Source organism: Delftia deserti (genome assembly GCF_042653485.1).
Classification (GTDB): Bacteria; Pseudomonadota; Gammaproteobacteria; order Burkholderiales; family Burkholderiaceae_C; genus Comamonas; species Comamonas acidovorans.
The window spans coordinates 5,044,287-5,067,324 of sequence record NZ_JBHSIH010000001.1; the positions used below are offsets into that span (position 1 = coordinate 5,044,287).

General features: G+C 65.8%; 20 protein-coding genes. 14 read left to right on the forward strand and 6 right to left on the reverse strand.

What is annotated here, in order from left to right:
* Positions 1 to 117: 117 nt before the first annotated feature.
* Complete coding sequence (gene pgi / locus ACFPFG_RS23965; RefSeq protein ID WP_380108585.1) at positions 118 to 1,722, forward strand: glucose-6-phosphate isomerase; 1,605 nt, start codon at positions 118 to 120, stop codon at positions 1,720 to 1,722.
* A 6-nt stretch (positions 1,723 to 1,728) separates the two neighbouring features.
* Here pgi and ACFPFG_RS23970 read toward each other — a convergent pair whose 3' ends face one another.
* From ACFPFG_RS23970 to ACFPFG_RS23980, 3 genes are all read right to left on the reverse strand, one after another.
* Positions 1,729 to 2,592: an MBL fold metallo-hydrolase gene (locus ACFPFG_RS23970; RefSeq protein WP_183019470.1), complete on the reverse strand. Its 864-nt coding sequence runs from the start codon at positions 2,590 to 2,592 to the stop codon at positions 1,729 to 1,731.
* Between the two features lie 9 nt (positions 2,593 to 2,601).
* Positions 2,602 to 3,636, reverse strand: coding sequence for a tripartite tricarboxylate transporter substrate binding protein (locus tag ACFPFG_RS23975; RefSeq protein WP_312373912.1), 1,035 nt, complete (start codon positions 3,634 to 3,636; stop codon positions 2,602 to 2,604).
* A 293-nt stretch (positions 3,637 to 3,929) separates the two neighbouring features.
* On the reverse strand, positions 3,930 to 4,850 hold the full coding sequence (locus tag ACFPFG_RS23980) for an SMP-30/gluconolactonase/LRE family protein (RefSeq protein WP_183019468.1): 921 nt from the start codon (positions 4,848 to 4,850) through the stop codon (positions 3,930 to 3,932).
* A 243-nt stretch (positions 4,851 to 5,093) separates the two neighbouring features.
* Here ACFPFG_RS23980 and ACFPFG_RS23985 point away from each other — a divergent pair, with 243 nt between their 5' ends.
* The 12 genes from ACFPFG_RS23985 (at position 5,094) to ACFPFG_RS24040 (ending at position 19,047) form a co-directional block, all read left to right on the forward strand.
* Positions 5,094 to 6,404, forward strand: a complete 1,311-nt coding sequence (locus tag ACFPFG_RS23985) for an ABC transporter substrate-binding protein (RefSeq protein ID WP_380108589.1) — start codon at positions 5,094 to 5,096, stop codon at positions 6,402 to 6,404.
* 35 nt (positions 6,405 to 6,439) lie between these two features.
* Entirely contained in the window at positions 6,440 to 7,297 is an 858-nt protein-coding gene (locus ACFPFG_RS23990; protein WP_183019697.1) for a carbohydrate ABC transporter permease, read from the forward strand.
* 4 nt (positions 7,298 to 7,301) lie between these two features.
* Positions 7,302 to 8,123 (forward strand): carbohydrate ABC transporter permease, encoded by an 822-nt coding sequence (locus tag ACFPFG_RS23995; protein ID WP_183019466.1) that lies wholly within the window; start codon positions 7,302 to 7,304, stop codon positions 8,121 to 8,123.
* Between the two features lie 23 nt (positions 8,124 to 8,146).
* Positions 8,147 to 9,196, forward strand: a complete 1,050-nt coding sequence (locus ACFPFG_RS24000; protein WP_380108591.1) for an ABC transporter ATP-binding protein — start codon at positions 8,147 to 8,149, stop codon at positions 9,194 to 9,196.
* A gap of 64 nt (positions 9,197 to 9,260) precedes the next feature.
* Positions 9,261 to 10,679, forward strand: a complete 1,419-nt coding sequence (gene dalD, locus ACFPFG_RS24005; RefSeq protein ID WP_312373901.1) for a D-arabinitol 4-dehydrogenase — start codon at positions 9,261 to 9,263, stop codon at positions 10,677 to 10,679.
* Positions 10,680 to 10,701: 22 nt separating this feature from the next.
* Positions 10,702 to 11,667: a carbohydrate kinase family protein gene (locus tag ACFPFG_RS24010; RefSeq protein WP_183019463.1), complete on the forward strand. Its 966-nt coding sequence runs from the start codon at positions 10,702 to 10,704 to the stop codon at positions 11,665 to 11,667.
* Positions 11,668 to 11,729: 62 nt separating this feature from the next.
* A complete protein-coding gene (locus ACFPFG_RS24015; RefSeq protein ID WP_380108594.1) occupies positions 11,730 to 12,662 on the forward strand; it encodes an AraC family transcriptional regulator in 933 nt (310 codons plus the stop codon).
* A 279-nt stretch (positions 12,663 to 12,941) separates the two neighbouring features.
* Positions 12,942 to 13,592 (forward strand): c-type cytochrome, encoded by a 651-nt coding sequence (locus tag ACFPFG_RS24020; RefSeq protein WP_183019461.1) that lies wholly within the window; start codon positions 12,942 to 12,944, stop codon positions 13,590 to 13,592.
* 139 nt (positions 13,593 to 13,731) lie between these two features.
* Positions 13,732 to 15,915, forward strand: a complete 2,184-nt coding sequence (locus ACFPFG_RS24025; protein WP_380108597.1) for a cytochrome c biogenesis protein ResB — start codon at positions 13,732 to 13,734, stop codon at positions 15,913 to 15,915.
* Positions 15,912 to 17,252: a c-type cytochrome biogenesis protein CcsB gene (gene ccsB, locus ACFPFG_RS24030; protein ID WP_012207385.1), complete on the forward strand. Its 1,341-nt coding sequence runs from the start codon at positions 15,912 to 15,914 to the stop codon at positions 17,250 to 17,252. Before ACFPFG_RS24025 ends, ccsB begins: the two co-directional genes overlap by 4 nt.
* A gap of 180 nt (positions 17,253 to 17,432) precedes the next feature.
* A complete protein-coding gene (msrP, locus tag ACFPFG_RS24035; protein ID WP_183019459.1) occupies positions 17,433 to 18,413 on the forward strand; it encodes a protein-methionine-sulfoxide reductase catalytic subunit MsrP in 981 nt (326 codons plus the stop codon).
* A 13-nt stretch (positions 18,414 to 18,426) separates the two neighbouring features.
* Positions 18,427 to 19,047: a protein-methionine-sulfoxide reductase heme-binding subunit MsrQ gene (locus ACFPFG_RS24040; RefSeq protein WP_183019696.1), complete on the forward strand. Its 621-nt coding sequence runs from the start codon at positions 18,427 to 18,429 to the stop codon at positions 19,045 to 19,047.
* Here the strand turns inward: ACFPFG_RS24040 and ACFPFG_RS24045 are convergent.
* Both ACFPFG_RS24045 and lptM read right to left on the reverse strand, forming a co-directional pair.
* On the reverse strand, positions 19,044 to 19,871 hold the full coding sequence (locus ACFPFG_RS24045; RefSeq protein WP_012207382.1) for an oxygen-binding di-iron domain-containing protein: 828 nt from the start codon (positions 19,869 to 19,871) through the stop codon (positions 19,044 to 19,046). The two genes, ACFPFG_RS24040 and ACFPFG_RS24045, sit on opposite strands and share 4 nt — an antisense overlap.
* Before the next feature lie 91 nt (positions 19,872 to 19,962).
* Positions 19,963 to 20,244, reverse strand: coding sequence for an LPS translocon maturation chaperone LptM (gene lptM / locus ACFPFG_RS24050; RefSeq protein WP_183019695.1), 282 nt, complete (start codon positions 20,242 to 20,244; stop codon positions 19,963 to 19,965).
* A gap of 12 nt (positions 20,245 to 20,256) precedes the next feature.
* Between lptM and cyaY the strand changes: the two genes are divergently transcribed.
* Positions 20,257 to 20,595 carry an iron donor protein CyaY gene (gene cyaY, locus ACFPFG_RS24055; protein WP_012207381.1) on the forward strand — a complete coding sequence of 113 codons (339 nt, stop codon included), beginning with the start codon at positions 20,257 to 20,259 and terminating at the stop codon, positions 20,593 to 20,595.
* Positions 20,596 to 20,674: 79 nt separating this feature from the next.
* Here the strand turns inward: cyaY and ACFPFG_RS24060 are convergent, their stop codons facing one another.
* Positions 20,675 to 22,999, reverse strand: a complete 2,325-nt coding sequence (locus tag ACFPFG_RS24060; RefSeq protein WP_183019457.1) for a penicillin-binding protein 1A — start codon at positions 22,997 to 22,999, stop codon at positions 20,675 to 20,677.
* Positions 23,000 to 23,038: the final 39 nt, after the last annotated feature.

A 23,038-nucleotide genomic window follows, 5' to 3' on the forward strand; every position in this document is an offset into this window, starting at 1 on the left:
TCTATTTTTGGTAACTTGGTTACCAAAATTTTGAAGAATCGGATAAATTATAGGAAGGTATTGAGGTCTTGTTCCAGAGATGTGTTGTCGATTTGGTAATCAGATTACTTTCATCCCATGCTGTCCGTCATTCCCCAGCCCCCGCGCTGCGACCATGCCACTGTCTGGCCTGCGCTGCACCAACATGCCTTGGCCCTGCGCAAGGGCTTCGATCTGCGCCAGGCCTTTGCCGATGATCCCGGCCGGTTCGCGCACTTCAGCCAGGAGGCGCCACACTGTTTTGCAGACCTGTCCAAGAACCTCTGGGATGCACCGGCCGAGGCGCTGCTGTTGCGCCTGGCGCGCGAGTGTGCAGTGGAGCAGCAGCGCGATGCCATGTTCGCCGGCGAGCACGTCAACGGCAGCGAGGGCCGCGCCGTGCTGCACGCGCTGCTGCGCTGCCCGCGTGGCGATGCGCCGCCGGGGCTGGCATGGGCCCTGGGCCAGGTGCACGAAACGCTGGATGCCATGCTGGCCTATGCCGAGCGCGTGAGGGCCGATGCCGGCATCACCGATGTGGTGTGCATGGGCATCGGCGGATCGGGCCTGGGGCCGCAGATGGCCGTGCAGGCGTTGCAGGGAATGTGCGACGCACGGCGGCGCATGCACTTCGTCTCCAACGTGGATGGGCATGAGCTGCAATCGGTGCTCGATGGGCTGCAGCCACGCAGCACGCTGTTCATCGTGGCCTCCAAGGTGTTCAGCACGCAGGAGACGCTGACCAATGCGCGCAGCGCACTGCAATGGTTCCAGGCACGCAGCGGTGGAGCGGATGTGGCAAGGCATTTCGTGGCACTGACCACCAATGCCTCGGCGGCGGCTCAGATGGGCATCACCACCACTTTCGGCTTCTGGGACTGGGTGGGCGGGCGCTATTCGCTGTGGTCGGCGATCGGGCTGCCCGTGGCCGTCGCCGTGGGAGCCGCGGCATTCCGCGACCTGCTGGCCGGCGCGCATGCCATGGACCACCACTTCCGCACGGCACCGCTGCAGGCCAACCTGCCCGTGCGCCTGGCGCTGCTCGACATCTGGAACCGCAATCTGCTGGGCTTTGGCAGCCGCTGCATCGCGCCCTACCATGCAGGCCTGCGGCGCCTACCGGCCTATCTGCAGCAACTGGAGATGGAGAGCAACGGCAAGCGCGTGGACCGCCAGGGCCGGCCGCTGGCACTGGGCTCGGCCCCCGTGCTCTGGGGCGAGCCTGGTACGGATGGGCAGCATGCCTTCTTCCAGATGCTGCACCAGGGTATGGACATCGTGCCGCTGGAGATCATCGCCGTGCAGCGGCCCTCGCACGGCCTGCAGGGCCACCACGAGCAACTGCTGGCCAACGCCCTGGCCCAGGCCCAGGCCTTGATGCAGGGGCGTTCCTGCGATGATGGCCACCGCCACTTCCCGGGCAACCGGCCCAGCACCTTCGTACTGCTGGATGCGCTCACTCCGGCGGCGCTGGGTGCGCTGATCGCCTTGCAGGAGCACCGCGTGTTCGTGGCGGGTGCGCTGTGGGGCCTCAACAGCTTCGACCAGTGGGGGGTGGAGCTGGGCAAGCTGCTGGCGCGCGACCTGCAGCCGCGCCTGGCCAGCGGCAACATGGCGGGTCTGGACGCATCGACCGCAGGGTTGCTGCTGCGGATGCGGGCCGAGAAGCCGCAAGGCCCGTACGTCCGCCTGGAAAGTGCATGACACGCTCTAGAAATCGTACTCGGACAGATCGCGTGACAAGTGGACCGGCCCGGAAAAATCGGCACGAACATCCCGTTCGATCTCGAGCAGCTCTTCGACCGATAGCCGCTTGAAGTGCGTCAGGACCAGCTGCTTCACGGCCGCCCGGGCAGCGATCTTGCCGGCGGTATCCGAACATGCCAGCGTATACCGGCTGACGTCCTGAAGGTGCGTGCTGCGCGTGAACGCGGAGCGTGGCATGTAACAGCATTGCAGGTGCAGATCGGCGTTTTCGGCGATGCCTGCGAGTGCATCGCACATCACCGCATCCCCACTGTATGAAAAAACCTTTCCCTCGCATTCGACGCGGTAGGCGTGGCAGATCCATCCTCTTCGGAAGACGTTGCTGAAAGGCAGCTTGTGTCCGTGCTCGACTTCCGCACACCTCACGCGCCAGCCATCGCCTTCGACCACCTCTCCGCCTCGCAATTCGATAACCTGCGCGCCCACGAAAGGGCCAAAGGCCTTTTCCCCCTGGGTGCGGAAGGCGATGTCGCGGTCGTACACCGAAGCCATGAGGATGTCGACGATGGCGGCGGTGCCCGGTGGTCCATAGACGCACAGCGGTGCGCGGCGCCCTTCGATCCAACTGGTGATGAGGTAGTTGGCGAATTCGCCGATGTGGTCAACGTGATGGTGTGAAATAAACAAGGGGCCCAGGCTTGCGATCGGCAGCCTCTTTTGCGCGATGCGCTGAATGGCGCCCCGGCCGATGTCGAAAATCAGGTACTGGCCCCCTGTTTCCAGGATGTGGCAAGAAGAGGATCGCTCGGCATCGAGGCGCGGCCCTCCCGTCCCCAGCGTGTGAAGTTTCATGCGTCTGTCGGTCATGATGGCTCTTCAATCCAGCCTGGCGCCGGTTCTGAGCACCAGGTCCTTCCATTTCGCCGCCTCGTCCTGGATGAAGGCACCGAATTCCAGGGGGCTCATGACGGCAGTCTCGGCCCCGAGCGATGCGAGGCGATGCGCAACGCCCGGGTCACCGAGGGCCTTTGCTATCTCCGTATTCAACTTGCTGATGATCTCAGGGGCGACTCCTGCCGGAGCCACGATTCCACCCCAGCCATAGAGGTCGTATCCAGGGATGCCGGACTCGTGCAGCGTTGGCAACTCTGGCAGCAGGGAGGAGCGCTGCCTGGTGGTGACCGCCAATGCGCGGGTCCGGCCGGCTGCCGCATGCGGAGTCGTGGCCACCGCCGTGTCGAACATGACCTGCACGTGTCCGGAGATCAGGTCGCTTTGCGCAAGTCCGGAGCCTTTGTAGGGCACATGGACCAGCTTCACCTCGGCGATCTGGTTGAAGAGCTCCCCTGCCAGGTGCGGCGGGCTTGCGTTGCCCAGGGATGCATAGCTCAGGCTGCCGGGCTTCGCCTTCGCCAGGCGTATGACCTCGGCGACGCTTCTAGCGGGCAGGGTGCTGGTGACGGCCATCACCAGGGGAAATTTGCTGAGCAGCGCGACGGGACTGAAATCCCTGGCGAGGTCATACGGGAGTTTCGGGAACAGGCTGGGGTTGACGGCCAGCGCTGCGGGAAAGTAGAGCAGCGTGTAGCCATCGGGTGCGGCGCGCACGAGCATTCCCGCAGCGATGCTGCCGCTTGCCCCTGGCTTGGACTCGATGATGATGGGTTGCCCCCAGGCCTCGGTGAGCTTGCGGGCGACCAGCCGAACCTGTACATCGCCACTGGAGCCTGGCGCGAAGCCGATGATGATGCGGATCGGCTTGTTGGGATAGTCCTGGCCGGATGCCGCCGCGAATGGCATGCACAGCGCCAGCGCCGCCAGAGCAGAAAACCGCCATGGCAGCGCCACGCCAGGCACTGGTCGCCGCATCGTTGCGGAACCTGCGTGGCAACTGGAGTCGATGGTTTTCATGGGCTTCCTCCCCTTGATGAGTCGATCCAGGCGGGATGCGCCTGTCTTGGCGCAACGTGGCTGACGAAGTGCCTGGGCGCGGGTCGCCTCTTGTTCTCGCAACGCGGGTGAGAGGCCATGCACCAGGAATATGATCATCAATAGGTCATTCTATTGATGGAATGATTTTGGCCGTGGTTAGGCAAGAATGGATTCATGGTTTCCCCCGAGCTCCAGGCTCGGCAATACCCGGGGCTCCTGCATTGCACCCCCCGGCCGGCGGGCTTGCGCCGAGTATTTGATTGATGACGCGGCTAGCGTGGCTGGCGTGCTGCAGCTTGCCTGAAGAAGTTCACCGGCAGCCCCGGCACGTCCACGCGGCATTGCATCAGCGCGCCCGCGGGCACCTCGGCCGCATGTTCCTGCTCGGGCCGTCCGTGGCCGGCCGATGTGATGTACAGCGTGCGCAGGTCCTCGCCTCCGAAGCAGACCATGGTGGGGCAGTGCACGGGCGTGTCCAGGCGCTGCAGCACCTCGCCCTCGGGGCTCAGCTGCAGCACGCAGCCGCCTTCGTACATGGCGACCCAGTAGTTGCCCCGGGCGTCGACGCTGGCGCCGTCGGGGCGGCCTCCGTACAGCCGGCCGTCGGTCCTGGGGGCAAAGGCCTTCCAGAGCGAGCGCGTGCCCAGCGTACCGGAGTCCAGGTCGAAGGCGAAGCGGTCGATGCGGTGGGCCGGCGTGTCGGCCCAATACATGGATCGGTCATCGGGGCTGAAGGCCAGGCCGTTGGCGGTGGTGCAGTCGCCGGCCATGCGTTGCACGGCGTAGCCGCCGGAGCCGTCAGCGCGCAGGCACCACAGCGCGGCATCGGGCCCCGTCTTGGGCGAGAACAAGGAGCCGGCCCACAAGCGGCCCGCACGGTCGCAGCGCCCGTCATTGAGGCGGAACTGGCGCGGGTCATGTTCCAGGAGGGCAATCATGGCGGTGTGGCCCGTGGCGGTGTCCAGCAGGCCGAAGCCGTCGCGCAGCCCCACGACGATGCGGCCCTGGTCCGTGGGTGCGCAGCAGCCCGGCTCGCTGGGCGTGGCCCAGCTGCGGTGCAGGCCGCTGGCCGGATCCCAGGAATGGATGCGCAGGCCCTGGATGTCGCACCAATAGAGCCTGCGCTCCAGCGGATGCCAGAAGGGTGACTCGCCGAGGGCACTCGGCGGGACGGGAATGCGCTGCACGGCCATGGTCTGCTCCGGGGGGAATGGACGGCCCGATTCTAGAGGGCGAGGAGGCGCCGTCCTGCTGGCAGATGGTTTGATGCACCTGCTACGGGATATTGCCGCCTCGCCTGTGCATAAAAGTATTGGGGTGCAGGTCTGGCGTACCAGTCCGGGAAGGGGGCCGTTGCCACAATGGTCCATCCGCTGCCGGGACGGGAGGCGCGGTGATCCGGCATTTCAAAACGACCAGGCAAGAAGGAGACAGACATGCACAGCTTGATCAGGGCGGGCGCGGCGCTGGCCGTGGCCGCATCGGTCACAGGCGCACAGGCCGACACCGAACTCGTGATCGCGACCGTGAACAACGGCCACATGATCGAGATGCAGAAACTCTCTGCCCGCTTCGAGCAGGCCCACCCCGGCATCACGCTCAAATGGGTCACGCTGGAAGAAGGCACGCTGCGCCAGCGCGTGACCACCGACATCGCCACCAAGGGCGGCCAGTTCGATGTGATGACGGTGGGCCTGTACGAGGTGCCGATCTGGTCGAGGAATGGCTGGCTGTTGCCGATTGCCACCGATGCCGCCTATGACGCAGACGATTTGCTGCCCTCCATCCGCAAGGGCCTGTCGTACGAGGGCAGGCTCCACGCCCTGCCGTTCTATGGCGAGGCATCGATGCTCATGTACCGCCGTGATCTGGCCGAAAAGGCGGGCTTCACCATGCCTGCGCAGCCGAGCTGGGAGCAGGTGCGGGAATTTGCCGCCAAGGTCCATGATCCCAAGGCTGGCGTCTATGGCATCTGCCTGCGCGGCAAGCCGGGCTGGGGCGACAACATGGCCCTGGTCACCACCATGGTCAACACCCACGGAGGCCAGTGGTTCGACATGCGATGGAAGCCGCAGCTGGGCACCCCGGCCTGGAAGAAGGCCGTGGGTTTCTATGTGGAACTGCTGAAGGCCTACGGGCCGCCCGGCGCATCGGCCAACAGCTTCAACGAGAATCTGGCGCTGTTCAACGAGGGCAAGTGCGCAGCCTGGGTCGATGCCAGCATTGCGGCCTCGTTCGTGGGCGATCCACGGCAGTCCAAGGTGGCCGGCAAGGTGGCGTATGCGGCCGCTCCCGTGGCCTCCACGCCCAAGGGGGCGACCTGGCTGTGGACCTGGAACCTGGCCATTCCCGCCGGCTCCAGGAAGGTGGATGCGGCCCAGGCCTTCATCAAATGGGCCACTTCCAAGGAGTACGTGCAGCTGGTGGCGCGCGAGCATGGCTGGCGAGCCGTTCCCACGGGTACGCGGCAGTCCACCTATGCGAGTGCCGAGTTCCAGAAGGTCGCGGACTTTGCCGGCGCCGAAAAACACGCCATCGACAGCGTGAGCCTGAGCGATGCGACCGAGCCACGCTCGCCCTACATCGGCGTGCAGTACGTGGCCATCCCCGAGTTCCAGGCCATAGGCATTGCCGTGGGACAGCAAGTCAGTGCGGCGCTGTCGGGCAAGGCCACGGTGGAGCAGGCGCTCAAGACCTCGCAGACCCTGGCGGACCGCGAGATGAGGAAAAGCGGCTACTACAAGTGATGGCTGCCCCGATGCTTCGACCAAGCCCCGTGCCCATGACGCGCCTGCTGCCCCGCGCGCTCATGGCTCCCGCCGTGGCCGTGCTGCTGTGCTGGATGCTGGTGCCGCTGCTGATGACGGTGTATTTCTCGTTCGTCGACTACAACCTCTTGCAGCCGGGCGGCCACCCCTTCGTGGGCCTGCGCAACTACGAGTTCTTCGTCACCGACCCGGACTTCGTGCCCGCCGTGCGCCAGACCCTGGTTTTCCTGGCCGGCGTGGTGTCGATCACCGTGGTGCTGGGCGTGCTGCTTGCGCTGCTGGTCAACGAGCCATTTCCGGGGCGGGGCATGGTGCGCGTGCTGCTGATCTCGCCCTTCTTCGTGATGCCCGCCGTCAACGCGCTGCTGTGGAAGCACATGATGATGAATCCCATCTACGGCGTGCTGGCCAGCCTGTGCAGGGCGCTGGGCCTGGAGCCTGTGGACTGGCTGACCGAGGTGCCGCTGCTGTCCGTGATCATCATGGTGTCCTGGCAGTGGCTGCCTTTTGCCTGCCTGATCTTCATCACCTCGCTGCAGTCGCTTGACCGCGAGCAGATGGAGGCGGCGCGCATGGACGGCGCCAATGCCCTGCAGCGTTTCCACCACCTCACGCTGCCCCATCTGGCCCGCCCGATGGCGGTGGTGGTGATGATCGAGATGATCTTCCTGCTGGGCGTGTTTGCGGAGATCGCCATCACCACGGCGGGCGGCCCGGGCAACGAGAGCACCAACCTCACCTATCTCATCTACAAGCAGTCGCTGATGCATTTCGACGTGGGCGTGGCCTCGGCGGGGGCATTGTTCGCCGTGGTGCTGGCCAACATCGTTGCCATCTTCCTGATCCGCATCGTCGGCAAGAGCCTGGACTGAACGCATGACGGCCGCTTCACTTTCCACCGTCTTGCGTGCCGCCGCGGCCTGGTCGCTGGCGCTGCTGCTGTTCTTTCCGCTGGGCTGGCTGTTCCTGACCGCGTTCAAGACCGAGCTGCAGGCCATTGCCGTGCCTCCGCTGTTCGTGTTCGAGCCCACGCTGGACAACTTCGGCGAGGTGCAGCAGCGCAGCAACTACCTGCTGCACGCGCGCAATTCCCTGGTCACCAGCCTGGGGTCCACCCTGGCGGGCCTGGCCATCGCCGTGCCTGCCGCCTATTCGATGGCCTTCTTTCGCACGCGGCGCACACGCGATGTGCTGATGTGGATGCTGTCCACCAAGATGATGCCCGCCGTGGGCGCATTGCTGCCCATCTACGTGCTGGCCCAGGGCGCCGGCCTGCTGGACACGCTCACGGTGCTGACCGTGGTCTTCACGCTGTCCAACCTGCCCATCATGGTGTGGATGCTCTACAGCGCGTTCAAGGATATTCCGCACGAGATCCTCGAAGCCGCGCGCATGGATGGCGCCGGCCTGTGGGCCGAGTTCCGCCATGTGGTGCTGCCGCTGGCGCTGGGCGGCATTGCCTCCACGGGCCTGCTGTGTCTGGTGCTGAGCTGGAACGAGACCTTCTGGTCGCTCAACCTCAGCAGTGCGCGCGCCGGCACGCTGGCCACGCTGATCGCCTCCTACTCCAGCCCCGAGGGGCTGTTCTGGGCCCGGCTCTCGGCGGCATCGCTGCTGGCCATCGCGCCCATCGTGGTGTTCGGCTGGTTCAGCCAGAAGCAGCTGGTGCAGGGCATGACCTTCGGCGCCGTCAAGTAGCCGCTCTTCAAACCAAGAAAACCATGGCCTATCTGCAACTGCAAGACATGCGCAAGAGCTTTGGCGAGGCGCACATCATCCGTGGCGTGGACCTCGCCATCGAGCGCGGCGAGTTCATCGTCTTCGTCGGCCCCTCGGGCTGCGGAAAATCCACGCTGCTGCGCCTGATCGCGGGGCTGGAGTCCGTCAGCGCGGGCCGCCTGCGGCTCGATGGGCACGACATCACGCACATGCCCTCGGGCCAGCGCGATCTGGCCATGGTGTTCCAGAGCTATGCGCTGTACCCGCACATGAGCGTGTACGACAACATGTCCTTTGCGCTGCGCCTGGCGGGCGTGCCGCGCAAGGAGATATTGCGCAAGGTCGGCCGGGCCGCGGAAACGCTCGATCTCACGGCCTGCCTGGAGCGCCGCCCGGGCGAGCTGTCGGGCGGGCAGCGCCAGCGCGTGGCCATCGGCCGCGCCATCGTGCGCGAGCCCAAGGTCTTCCTGTTCGACGAGCCGCTGTCCAACCTGGATGCGGCGCTGCGCGGCAACACGCGCGTGGAAATCCTCAAGCTGCACCGCGCATTGGGCGCCACCACCATCTATGTGACGCACGACCAGGTGGAGGCCATGACCCTGGCCGACCGCGTGGTGGTGATGCGCGACGGCGCCATCGAGCAGGTGGGCTCTGCGCTGCAGCTCTATGACCGCCCGGCCAACCGCTTTGTCGCGCAGTTCATCGGCATGCCGCCGATGAACCTGCTGGCGGCCCATGCCGTGCCGGGCCTGTCTGCCAGCGCGCACGGGCGCTTGCCGCCGGACGGCACGCTGGGCATACGCACCGAGGCGCTGCGCCTGTCCCGGGCCGAAGCAGGCCACGGTGACGGTGCTGGCGTCCAGGGGCGCGTGGACCTGATCGAAGCCTTGGGTGCCGACACGCTGGTCCATGTGGACGTGGCGGGCGTGCCGCTGGTGGCGCGCCAGACCGAGCGCATGCCGCTGGCCGTGGGCGATGGGGTGAGGGTGTCCCTCGACCCGGGCTGCATGCTCCATCTGTTCGACCGCGATGGCCGTGCGCTGGCTGCCTGATGAGCCTGGCGGCCGCGCGCTGCCCTCTTCTTTCCGTCTCTCCCATCCCTTTGTCCGGGACACCATGAACGCGACTGCACCCTCCCTCTCCCGCCCCACGGTGCTGCACCTGGGACTGGGCTCTTTTCATCGCGCGCACCAGGCTGCCTACCAGCAGCGGTTGATGGACGCGGGCGACACGCAGTGGGCGCTGGTGGGCGCCAACCTGCGCCCTGACATGGCGCAGACGCTGGACGCCCTGGTGCGGCAGGGCGGGGCCTACACGCTGGAGACGGTTGCGCCCAACGGCACGGTGCGCTACCAGTGGCTGGATGCCTTGAGCGAGGTGATTCCGTACGCGCCCGGGCTGGCCGCCGTCGTGGAGCGGGGCGCCCGGCCGGCCACCCGCATCATCTCCTTCACGGTCACCGAGGCCGGCTACTGCCTGGATGGCCAGGGGGTGCTCGACGCTGCGCATCCCGATCTGGCGCAGGACCTGGAGCGCGCGCACCGTGGCGAGGCAGGGAGCACCATTTATGGCGTGCTCTGCGCCATCCTGCAGGTGCGCCGTGCCACGGATGCCGGCCCCGTCACGCTGCTGAGCTGCGACAACCTGCGCCACAACGGCGACCGCCTGCGCGCCGGCCTGCTGGCCTTCATGCGCCAGGCGCAGCTGCATGAGCTGGCCGACTGGGCACAGCGGCACACCAGCTGCCCCAACGCCATGGTCGATCGCATCACTCCCCGCCCACCACCGCAGCTGCGTGCGCGCGTGCTGGCCGCCACCGGCCGCGACGATGGGGCAGCAGTGATGGCCGAGCGCTTTACGCAATGGGTGATCGAGGACCGCTTCATTGCCGGGCGCCCCGCCTGGGAGACCGTGGGCGTTGAGCTGGTGCCCTCGGTGGCGCCTTATGAAGAGGCCAAGATCCGCATCCTCAACGCCAGCCATAGCTGCATCGCCTGGGCCGGCACGCTGGCGGGCCTGGAGCATATCCACGAAGGCTGCGCCGTGCCCGCGATACGCCAGATGGCCTGGGACTATGTGACCCGGGATGTGATTGCCTGCCTTTGCGCACCGGGCCGGCCCGGCCCGCTGGACCTGCCGGCCTACCGTGATACGGTGCTGGAGCGCTTTGGCAATGCGGCCCTGCGCGACACCAACCAGCGGGTGGCGGCCGATGGGTTTGCCAAGATCCCCGGCTTCATCGCGCCCACGCTGCGCGAGCGGCTGGCGCACAACGCCGCCATCGATGCCGTGGCCATGCTGCCAGCGCTGTTCCTGGCCTTCTTGCAGCGCTGGCACCAGGGCACACTGCCCTATGCGTACCAGGACCAGGCCATGGACCCGGCGGTGGCGCATGCCATCTGCGCGGCGCCCGATCCCGTGGCCTCGCTGTGCGCCGAGCCGCAGCTGTGGGGCGAGGTGGCAGGCCATCCGCAGCTGGTGGAGTCGGTGCGCCGGGCCATGGAGCGGGTACGGGCATTTGTGGACAGGAGCTGAAGATGCACAAGGCGGAGCTGACATGCGCATAGCCATCGTGGGCGAGGCCCTGATCGACTTCACCGCCACGGGTGGCCTGGCCTTCCAGGGCCATGAGGGCGGGGCGCCCGCCAATGGCGCCATTGCGGCGGCGCGGCTGGGACAGGCCACGGGCCTTGTCTCGCAGCTCTCGGAGGATCTCTTTGGCGAGCGCCTGTTCGCGCACCTGCAGGGCAACGGCGTGGACATGCGCCTGGTGCAGCGCTGCAGCGCGCCCAGCACGCTGGCCTTTGTGGAGCGCGGCGAACACACCAACCGCTATGCCTTCTACATGCAGGGCACGGCCGACACGCTGTGGTCGCCTGCCGAGCTGCCGAAGTTGCCGGACGAATGCCGCATCCTGCAATTCGGCTCCATCGCGCTGCTGCATGCGCCGGCCGGGCCGCGCATCCTGGATCTGGTGGCCGCGCAGCGCGGTCGGCGCCTCATCGTCTTCGACCCCAATGTGCGCCCCTCGCTGATCCGCGATGCGCAGGCCTTCCGGCGCGACTGCCTTGACTGGCTGGCGCTGGCCGACCTGATCAAGCTCAGCGACGAGGATGCGGCCTTCATCGCGCCTGGTCAGCCGGTGCTGGAGGCTGCCGGTAGCTGGTTGTCGCGGGGGCCCAGGGCCGTGGTGCTCACGCAGGGCGCCGAGGGCGCCACCTTGCTGCGCGCAGGCCACGCGCCGCTGTCGGTGCGCCCGCCTGTGGTGCCGCTGGCGGACACCATCGGCGCGGGCGACACCTTTGGCGCGGCACTGTCCGTGGCACTGCTCGAGCGTGGCGTGGAGCAGGCGCAGCAGTTGCAGTCCCTGCCCGATGCCGCGTGGCGCGAGGTGCTGCGCTTTGCGGCCACGGCTGCCGCGCTCAACTGCACGCGCGCCGGCGCCCAGCCGCCCTGGCGTGCGGAGCTGGATGCTGCGCTTGCGGGCCTGGATGCTGCGCAAGCGCAGCAGGACAGGGCGTAGTGGCAGCCGGTGATGCCATGCTCTTTGTGCCCGTCTCCATCGTCCCTGATTGATTGACTGCCATGCCCAGCACACGCCGCCGCCCGCCCCGCCAGCGCCACCCCGAGCTGGAGCGCGATTTTGTCCGCACGCCCGCCCTGGGCTATGAAGACGTGGACGGCAGTGGCCTGGTGCGCTGCCTGGCGCATGGTTTTCCGAGCCCGCTGGTGCGCTGGCATTTCCATGACGAGTATGAGCTGCACCTCATCACCCACACCTCGGGCCGCGCCTTCGTGGGGGACTGGATAGGGCCGTTCGAGCCGGGCCACCTCGTGCTCTGCGGCCCGCGCCTGCCGCACAACTGGATATCGTTCGACGTGCCCGAGGCCGGCGCGCCCGAGCGCGATCTCGTCATCCTGTTCAACCACGATCCCATTGCCCGTGCGGCCGAGCAGATTCCCGAGATGCGCGAGGTGCTGCAACTGCTGGACCGCGCGCGCCACGGTATCGAGTTCTTCGACATGGCCGAGGCAGCTCGCATTCACTGGGAGGCGGTCCGGGGTGCGCGCGGCATGCGCCGCTTCGCGGCCTTTTGTGATCTGCTGTGCGATCTTTCCGAATGCACGGACTACCGGCTGCTGTCGGCGGTGCAGATGCAGGGTGTGCAGGCCGAGGCGCAGGTGGACCAGATCAACGAGGTGGTCAACCGCATCATGGCGCGCGTGAACGAGCCGCTGAGCCTGGCGGACGTGGCGGCCGAACTGGGCATGAGCGAAAGCCGCTTCAGCCGTTTCTTTCGCCGCGCCACAGGCAACAGCTTCACCGACTTTGTCAGCCGCGTGCGCATCAACAGTGCCTGCCATCTGCTCATGCAGACCGATTGCTTCATCGCCGATATCTGTTTTCAGGTCGGCTTCAGCAATCTGGCCAACTTCAACCGGCGCTTTCTGGAAATCAAGGGGATGACACCCTCGGAATTCCGCAGGCAGGCCGAAAGCCGCTTCGGCGCGGGCTGAGGCGGGCGAGGGGCCTGGAATTCGGGAAGAAAGCGGTGTGGTATTGCGCGCCACATGGGTAGAGCCCTTATTGCCGCGCTGGCACAGATCGATATGCTGGGCTGTGAAAAACACATGTTCCGCACCGGATCCGTGGCCAGTTCGTGACCACGATCAAGGAATGTGTTTTCCTCTGTGCGCAGGGGCGAAACCAGGGTTCCTGACGATATCAATCACAGGGGACCCCATTGTAGAATCCGCCGAATTTTGCGCTTTCAACAACAGAACCACGCCCTCGATATGAAGTTGCTTGCCTCTTTGCTGACGGCTGCCATTCTTGCTGCAGCCCCCGCCTTTCCCGCTTTCTCCGCTGGCGAGGCACCTGCTGCCCCGGCACAGCCGAAGGCGGCCAAGGCCGACCTGGCGAAGGGCGAGGCCAGCTACACCGCAGTCTGCGCGGCATGCCATGCAGCCGACGGCAATTCCACCATCCCGCTGCAGCCCAAGCTGGCCGGCCAGCATCCCGAGTACCTGGTCAAGCAGTTGCTGGAGTTCAAGGACGACAAGCGCAAGGACCCTGTGATGAAGGGCTTTGCCAGCATGCTCAGCGAGCCTGACATGAAGAACATCGCCGCCTGGCTGCACACGCAAAAGCCCAAGGACGGCTTTGCCAAGGACAAGGACCTGGTGGCCATGGGCGAGCGCATCTACCGCGGCGGCATCCAGGAGCGCAACATTGCCGCCTGCGCGGGCTGCCACAGCCCCAACGGCGCCGGCATTCCGGCCCAGTACCCGCGCCTGGCGGGCCAGCATGCCGACTACACCACGACCCAGCTCACGGCCTTCCGTGACGGCAAGCGCGGCAATAGCATTCAGATGACGCAGGTTGCTGCCAAGCTTAACGATCGCGAAATCAAGGCCGTGGCAGACTACATCGCTGGCCTGCGTTGATGCGATCCCGGGGCCGACGCGGTTCCCAGGGTAATCACCGGGAACCTATTGCTTTATAGACACCCCAAGCCAGGCGGGTCCATCGCATGAATGCAGATGGTCCCGCTTTTTTCATTCGGGTTTTGGCTTTTCGTTCTTCATGTCAGACAACTCTTCCGGTGCCGCTCTTGCTCCCTCCCGCCCGCAGGCCGCGCGCGCGACCCTGGAGCTGCTGGCATCGATGCGCTTCGCGATCTCGCTGCTGACGGTCATCTGCATTGCCTCGGTGATCGGCACCGTGCTCAAGCAGCATGAGCCGGTGGGCAACTACGTCAACCAGTTCGGGCCTTTCTGGGCCCAGCTGTTCCTCGCGCTCAAGCTCAATGCGGTCTACAGCGCCTGGTGGTTCCTGCTGATCCTGGCCTTTCTGGTGATCAGCACCTCGCTGTGCGTGGCACGCCATGCGCCCAAGTACCTGGCGGATCTGCGCAGCTACAAGGAAAACGTTCGCGAACAAAGCCTCAAGGCATTCGGCCACCGTGCGCAGAACGTGGTGCCCGGCAGCACGGAAGAGGCTGCCAGGCGCCTGGGCCAGCAGCTGGTTTCGGGCGGCTGGAAGGTGCGGCTGCAGCAGCGCGACACGGCGGCCGGTCCCGGCACGGGCTGGATGCTGGCGGCCAAGGCGGGCGCGGCCCACAAGCTGGGCTATATCGCAGCCCACAGCGCCATCGTGCTGATCTGCCTGGGCGGGCTGTTCGATGGCGACCTCATCGTGCGCGCGCAGATGTGGCTGGGAGGCAAAACACCTTATACCGGCGGTGGCCTGATCTCCGAGGTGTCCGAGCAGCACCGGCTGAGCGAGCGCAACCCCACCTTCCGAGGCAACCTGCTGGTGACCGAGGGCGGCACGGCAGGCACGGCCATCCTGTCGCAGTCCGACGGCGTGCTGCTGCAGGAGCTGCCCTTTGCGGTGGAACTCAAGAAATTCATCGTGGAGTACTACTCCACGGGCATGCCCAAGCTGTTTGCCAGCGAGGTCGTCATCCACGACAAGGCCACGGGCGAGAAGCTGGAAAAGCGCATTGAGGTCAATCACCCGGCCAGCTACCGTGGCATCGAGATCTACCAGTCCAGCTTTGACGACGGCGGCTCGTCGGTGAAGCTGCGCGCCGTGCCGCTGGAGGCGGGAGCCAAGCCCTTTGATGTCGAGGGCGTGATCGGCGGATCGGACCAGTTCGTGCGCAAGCTCCCGGACGGCAAGGACGAGACAGTGACGCTGGAGTTTGCCGAACTGCGCACCATCAACGTGGAGAACTTCGGCGGTGGCGGCGGGGCCAATGGCAGCGGCACCGATGTGCGCAAGGTGGACCTGAAGCAGGCCATCGACGAGCGCCTGGGCGCGGCCCACAAGACCGTGACCAAGAAGGAGCTGCGCAACATCGGCCCCAGCATTCGCTACAAGCTGCGCGATGCCTCGGGCCAGGCGCGCGAGTTCCAGAACTACATGCTGCCCGTGGACACGGGCGACGGCCAGCGCGTGTTCCTGCTGGGCGTGCGCGACAACCAGGCCGATGCCATGCGCTACCTGCGCATTCCCGCCGATCCCGAAAGCGAGATGGACACCTTCCTGCGCCTGCGCAGCGCGCTGCAGGACCCCCGGCTGCGCGAGCAGGCGGCCAAGGCCTATGTGGCCAAGGCCATCGACGCCTCGCGTGCCGAACTCAGTGGCGCGCTGGCGCAGTCGGCCACCAAGGCGCTGGAACTATTCGCGGGCCAGACCGACAAGAAGGGGCCGGACGGCAAGCCGCTGGGCGGGCTGCAGGCCATCTCGGACTTCATGGAAAGCAATGTGCCTGCGGCCGAGCGCGAACGTGCGGGCGAGGTGCTGGTGCGCATTCTCAACGGCGTGCTGTTCGAGCTGGCCCAGATCGTGCGCACGCAGGCAGGCCAGGCGCCGCTGGAGCCCAGCGAGCAGACGCAGTCCTTCATGACCCAGGCCGTATTCTCGCTCAGCGATGCGCAGTTCTACCCCATGCCCATGGTCTTCATGCTGCAGGACTTCAAGCAGGTGCAGGCCAGCGTCTTCCAGGTGGCGCGCGCCCCGGGCAAGAACGTGGTGTATCTGGGCTGCCTGTTCCTCATCATCGGCGTGTTCTGCATGCTGTACGTGCGCGACCGCCGCCTCTGGATCTGGCTCACGCCCCGCGATGGGGAAAGCCATGCCGAAATGGCCTTGTCCACCAATCGCAAGACACTCGATGGTGATAGAGAATTCGCCATGCTGGCCGGCAAGCTGATAGGCGCCGAGCCCATCCACAAGAAATCTCCCGGAGGTTCCGCATGAACACCGCCACTACCACGACGACTTTGACGCTCAACGAGGGCTTCTTCGCCCGCCGCAACTGGTTCGACTGGGTGTTCGCGGCCCTGGTGGCGGCGGGACTGCTGTATGCGCTGCAGCGCTATGGCGAGTACATGGATGTCTACGAAAAGTGCATCCTGGTCGGCACCATTCCCTCGGCCATCTGGCTGGGCTGGTTCTGGCGCCCGCTGCGCGGGCTGATGCTGGTGGTGGCCGGGCTGTCGCTGCTGGCCATCGGGCTCTACCAGGGGCCTGAAGGGGCGCAACTGGCGCGATCGGACACGGTGTTCGGCCTCAAGTACTTCCTGTCCAGCCAGTCGGCCATCCTCTGGATGAGCATGGTGTTCTTCATGAGCACCGTCTTCTACTGGATCGGCATGTTTGCGCGGGGCGAGGGCACGGCGCTGTCGCTGCTGGGCTCGCGCCTGGCGTGGCTGGCCGTGACGCTGGCGCTGGTGGGCACCATGGTGCGCTGGTACGAGAGCTACCTGATCGGCCCCGATGTAGGCCACATCCCGGTCAGCAATCTCTATGAAGTGTTCGTCATGTTCTGCTGGATGACGGCGCTTTTCTATCTCTATTACGAACAGCACTACGACACGCGCGCCCTGGGCGGCTTCGTGATGCTGGTGGTCAGCGCGGCCGTGGGCTTTTTGCTGTGGTACACGCTGGTGCGCGAGGCGCACGAGATCCAGCCGCTGGTGCCGGCGCTCAAGAGCTGGTGGATGAAGCTGCACGTGCCGGCCAACTTCATCGGCTATGGCACCTTTGCGCTGGCAGCCATGGTCTCCTTTGCCTACCTGATCAAGCAGCAGGCCACGGAGACCCGTTGGTACAAGCTCGCGCCGCTGTGGATGCTGGGTGTGGTGCTGTGCTTCGAGCCCATCGTCTTCCGCCAGGGTGCGACCCAGAACGGCGGCAGCTACTGGATGGTCTACTTCGGCATCTCGGCGCTGATCGTGGCCGGCATCCTGCTGGCGCGCAAGCGCATCGCCGAGCGCCTGCCCAGCTTCGAGCTGCTGGATGATGTGATGTACAAATCCATCGCCGTGGGCTTTGCCTTCTTCACCATCGCCACCGTGCTGGGCGCGCTGTGGGCGGCCGAGGCCTGGGGTGGCTACTGGAGCTGGGACCCCAAGGAAACCTGGGCGCTGATCGTCTGGCTCAACTACGCGGCCTGGCTGCACATGCGCCTGGTCAAGGGCCTGCGCGGCACGGTGTCCGCCTGGTGGGCGCTGGGTGGGCTGGCCATCACCACCTTCGCCTTCCTGGGGGTGAACATGTTCCTTTCGGGGCTGCACAGCTACGGCGAGCTTTGAGCCGCTGCAGTGGCAGTGACAGTGGCAAGACAAGGGTAGCGGCATGCGTTCAGGCGCATGCCGCTTTTTCGTGCACGATCGCATAGGTGCCGCAGGGAACTTGCGCGCGCCTGCGAGGCTCCCAATCGCCATATCGCCAGCAATGGCGCCTCGTGCCCGCCGGCACACCAGGAGATTCCCATGCTGATCCGTTCCCACGACAACGGCTTCCAACACCCGCAAGGCAGCGAGATCACGCCCCGGGCAGGCTACCTCAAGCGCCGTGCCTGGCTGCAGTACCTGGCCGCAGGCTCGGCCGGCGCGGCCTTGCCCGGCTGGGCGGCGGGCGTGCAGCGCCCCGGCAAGCTGGCGGCGCTGGCCTCCGTGCCTTCCCAGGTCGTGGGCGCAAACACCATGGACCGTGTCACGGCCTATGCCGATGTGTCCCAGTACAACAACTTCTACGAATTCGGGCTGGACAAGGACGATCCCGCCAAGAACGCCCACACGCTCAAGACCCGCCCCTGGACGGTGAAGATCGAGGGCCTGGTCCAGCAGCCGCAGACGCTGGACCTGGATGCGCTGCTCAAGCTCGCGCCGCAGGAAGAACGCATCTATCGGCTGCGCTGCGTGGAGGGCTGGTCCATGGTGATTCCCTGGGTGGGCTATTCCCTGGCCGAGCTGCTGCGCAAGGTGCAGCCGCTGGGCAGTGCCAGGTACGTGGAATTCGTGACCCTGGCCGACAAGGCGCAGATGCCGGGCCTGCGCAGCGGCGTGCTGGACTGGCCTTATACCGAGGGGCTGCGCCTTGATGAAGCCATGCACCCGCTGACGCTGCTGGCCTTTGGCATGTATGGCGAAGTGCTGCCCAACCAGAATGGCGCGCCCGTGCGGCTGGTCGTGCCGTGGAAGTACGGCTTCAAGAGCGCCAAGAGCATCGTCGCCATCCGCCTGACCGACAAGGAGCCGGGCACGGCCTGGAACAAGGCGGCGCGCAACGAGTACGGCTTTTATTCCAATGTGAACCCCGACGTGCCGCACCCGCGCTGGAGCCAGGCCACGGAGCGGCGCATTGGCGAAGACGGCCTTTTCGCCAAGAAGCGCAAGACGCAGCTGTTCAACGGCTACGAAGCCCAGGTGGGCCAGCTCTACGCGGGCATGGACCTCAAGAAGTTCTATTGATGTGGCCCATGCAATGACGGCGGTGCAGCGTTTTTTGCTGCGCCGGACGGCCAAGCCGCTGGTGTTTCTTGTGTGCCTGCTGCCGTTTGCGTGGCTGCTGGCTGGAGCCATCCTGAACACTCTTGGCGCCAATCCGGCCGAGGCCTTGCTGCGCTCCACCGGTGACTGGACCTTGCGCTTTCTGTGCGTGGTGCTGGCCGTGACACCGCTGCGCCAGGCGCTGGGACTGACGGCACTGGCGCGCTTCAGGCGCATGCTGGGCCTGTATGTGTTCTTCTACGCCCTGCTGCACCTGTTGTGCTATGCATGGTTCGACATGGGGCTGGACTGGGGCGAGATCGTGCTCGACATCCCGAAGCGGCCATTCATCCTGGTGGGCTTTGCGGCGCTGCTCTTGCTGACCGCACTGGCGGTGACTTCGCCGCACCGTGTCATGCGCGCCATGGGTGGCAGGCGCTGGCAATGGCTGCACCGCTGTATCTATGCCGTCGCGCCGCTGGCCCTGTTGCACTTCTTCTGGATGCGCGCGGGCAAGAACAACTTTGCCGAGGTCGCCGTGTACGCGGCCATTCTTGCGCTGCTGCTGGCCTGGCGCGTGGTCCATGCACTGCGCCGCCGGCGCGCCAGAAGCTAGCCGGCCACGGCGCGCAGGGCAGGGCGCAGCTGGCGGGTCACGGGGTCGATGTCCGCCATGGGCAGCTGGTAGTTGCGCTGGTCGAACAGGTCGATGCCGCACTGCAGGCCTTCGAGCCAATTGAACAGGTCGGCAATCGCCTTGGCGCCCATGATGGGCGCGCCGTGCTGGGGCACGATCATGTCGATGGGCAGCTGGCGCGCCATCTGCACCCACAGCCGAAGGATCTTGTTGGAGACCATGTAGCGGCGGTGAAAGCCTTCCATGCGCGCGATGTGCGGCACGAGGTCGGTCACGGGCACCTGCGCCTCGATGCCGTTCATCAGGGACACGCCCAGGTCGCCCGTGAAGAGGATGCGGCTGACCGGGTCGTAGAAGTGGAAGTTGCCTTCGGCATGCAGGAAGTGGGCCGGCAGCAGGTGCAGTTCATGGCGACCCAGCGGCAGCCGGCCACCGGCGTCCGGCACGCCGATCACGCGGTTCTCGGTCTTGCCGACCTTGGTGAAGTGGGGCGCGAAGCGCTCCCAGATGCGCGAGATCACCAGCTGTGCCTTGGTGCTGGTCATCCAGCGGTCCAGCGAGGCAATGATGTCTGGATCGGCGTGGGAAGCAATCAGATAGGACAGCTTGTGCGGCGCGAAATGCCGCGACATGCCCATGAACAGCTCGTTGAATGCGAGATTGCCGCCCGGATCGATGATGGCGCCCGTGTCGTCATCGACGATGAGGAACTGATTGGCCTGTATGGCCTGTCCATCTTCCTCGATGAGGTCGGTGAACATCAGGCAGGCGTGGTTTTTGTCTCGGTAGAGCTCTACGGGCATGGCGGGTTGTCGAGGGACAAGAGAAAGTCACTCTAAGCGCCATGCCTGGCAGCGGTGTTGATGTGCATCAAGCCGCCGCGCGGCCGCCGACTCAGTCGGCCTGCTGCTTGCGGGAATCCCTTGTACCGGTGGGGGTCGAGCTTTCCTCGACGGCGGCACTCGACGGACCCGCGGGCAAGGTGATGGGTGCAGGCGCGGGCGTTGCACGCTCGGCCGGGCTGGAAATGCCCAGGGTCTGCGGCAGCGTGGCGCGGTGGCTGGCCGCAGGCGAGCTGGGCAGAAACAGCGGGCCTTTCTGGCCGCAGGCGGCCAGGGACGCCGCACAGGCGCCAAGGGCAATGCACCTGACTAGAATTTGCGAGGCTTTCAACATAAGCGAATTGTAATGACCGACCAAGAATTTCTGGACCTTGCCGAACGACTGCTGCTGGCCGTGGAGCAGGACTGCGATCGCATCAACGATGAAACCGATGCCGACCTCGATGCCCAGCGCGTGGGTGGCATGGTGACCCTGGTCTTTGCCAACCGCAGCCAGATCGTGATCAACCAGCAAAAACCGCTGCACGAGATCTGGCTGGCGGCCAAGGCCGGCGGCTTTCACTACCGCTACGACGCGGCGCAGGGCGCCTGGCTCGATACCAAGGGCGCGGGCGAGTTCTTCGCCAACCTGAGCCGCTACGCCACCGAGCAGTCGGGTCTGGCGCTGCAGTTCTCGGCACGCTGATCCGCCGTTATCGGCAGGCTCCATGAAGAAAGCCCGGCATGGCCGGGCTTTCTTGCGTGCTCAACCGCTTGTGTGGCGGTCAGTTGCGGAAGAGGTCGAGGATGCGGTTGCGCTCCTCGGTGGCGGGCGGGGGCGTGGCGCCTGCAGCGCCGCCCGTGGAAGCGCTGTCCATGCCCAGGCTGCTGACGCCGCCGTTGCGCGCGTTTTCCTCGTAGTACCACTCGCCGCCCATGTTCACGACGCCAGGGGGCACTGGCATCTCTGCCACCGGCACGCCCTTGAGGGCATGCTGCATGAAGCCGATCCAGATAGGCAGGCTCAGGCCGCCGCCCGTCTCGCGGCTGCCCAGGTTGCGCGGCGTGTCGTAGCCGATCCAGGAGACGGCGGCCAGCGTGGGCTGGAAGCCCGCGAACCAGGCATCCACCGAGTCGTTGGTCGTGCCCGTCTTGCCATACAGGTCGGGACGCTTGAGCGTGGACTGCGCGCGCGCTGCCGTGCCCACGCGCGCCACGTCCTGCAGCAGGCTGTCCATGATGAAGGCGTTGCGTGCGTCGATGGCCTGGGGCAGTTCCTGCACCGGGGGCGGCGTGAATTCGGACAGGATGCGGCCCTTGTGATCGGTGACGCGGGAAATCAGCCAGGGATTGACGCGGTGGCCGCCATTGGCGAACACGGAGTAGCCGGCGGCCAACTGCAGCGGCGTGACCGCTCCGGCACCCAGCGCCATGGTCAGGTAGGCCGGATGCTTGGCGGCATCAAAGCCGAAGCGCGTGACCCACTCCTGGCCCTGCTTGGGCCCCACGGCCTGCAGCAGGCGGATGGAGATCATGTTCTTGGACTTGTTCAAGCCCGTGCGCATGGTCATCGGCCCGTCGTAGCGGCTGTCGTAGTTCTTGGGCTCCCACGGCTGGCCACCCGTCACGCCGGCGCTGAAGAACAGCGGCGCGTCATTGATCATGGTGGAGGGCGAGAAGCCTTTTTCCAGGGCCGCAGAGTAGATGAACGGCTTGAAGGCCGAGCCGGGCTGGCGCCAGGCCTGGGTCACGTGGTTGAACTTGTTCTTCTGGAAGTCGAAGCCGCCGATCAGTGCGCGCAAGGCGCCCGTCTGGGGGACCAGGGCCACGAAGGCGCCTTCCACCTCGGGCAGCTGCGTGATTTCCCAGGTGTTCTTGGGCGTCTTGACCACGCGGATCACGGCGCCGGGACGGATCTTGATGTTGGGCGGTGCCTTCGGGTTCAGGCCCGATTCGGCGGGCTTCAGGCCCTCGCCCGTGATCTCTATCTGCTCGCCGTCGGCGCGTGCCGCCAGGATCTTGCGCGGATTGGCATCCAGCACCACGGCGGCGAGCACATCACCGTTGTCGGGGTGATTGGCCAGGGTGTCGTCGATGGCGTCTTCGCGATCCTCGGCGTCGGCCGGCAGGGCCACGAACTTCTCGGGGCCGCGGTATTTCTGGCGGCGCTCGTAGTCCATGATGCCGCGGCGCAGCGCCGCGTAGGCGGCTTCCTGTTCGCCGGCATTGATGGTGGTGTAGACGTTCAGTCCGCGCGTATAGGCTTCGTTGCCGTACTGGGCAAAGATCAGCTGGCGTGCCATCTCGGCCACGTATTCGGCATGCACGCGGGTGTTGAAGGAGCCCGTGCGGATCTTCAGCGGCTCGGCCTTGGCTTCAGTGGCCTGGGCGGAGGTGATGAAGCCGTTTTCCTCCATGCGCTCGATGATGTAGAGCTGGCGCGAGCGGGCGCGCTTGGGGTTGCTGATCGGGTTGTAGGCCGATGGCGCCTTGGGCAGGCCTGCCAGCATGGCCGCCTCGGCAACCGTGATGTCCTTCAGCGGCTTGCCGAAATAGGCTTCGCAGGCAGCAGCAAAGCCATAGGCCCGATTTCCCAGATAAATCTGGTTCATGTAGATCTCGAGAATCTGGTTTTTGCTCAACAGATGCTCTAGCTTAAAAGTCAGTAAGACTTCGTAAATTTTGCGTGTAAACGTTTTCTCGGAAGAGAGATAGACATTGCGCGCCACCTGCATGGTGATAGTCGATGCGCCCTGGCTTTTCACGCGGCCCAGATTGGCCAGCGCGGCGCGGGCCATGCCCTTGTAGTCCACGCCGCCATGCTCGAAAAAGCGCGTGTCTTCAATGGCGAGCACGGCGTCGGTCATCACCTTGGGGATGTCCTGGATGGGGGTCAGCGTGCGCCGCTCCTCGCCGAATTCACCCAGCAGCGCGCCTTCGCTGGAGTACACGCGCAGCGGCAGCTTGGGCCGGTAGTCGGCCAGCTCGGACACGTCGGGCAGGTTGGGATAGGCCATGGCCAGGGCCACGGCCACGGTCAGCATCAAGGCCAGCGCGCCGGCAACGGCAATGCCCGCCAGCCATAGCAAGGCCTTGGGAAACCAGTGCATGGGCTTGGATGGGGCGGAGCGAGGCTTTGCAGCCTGGGG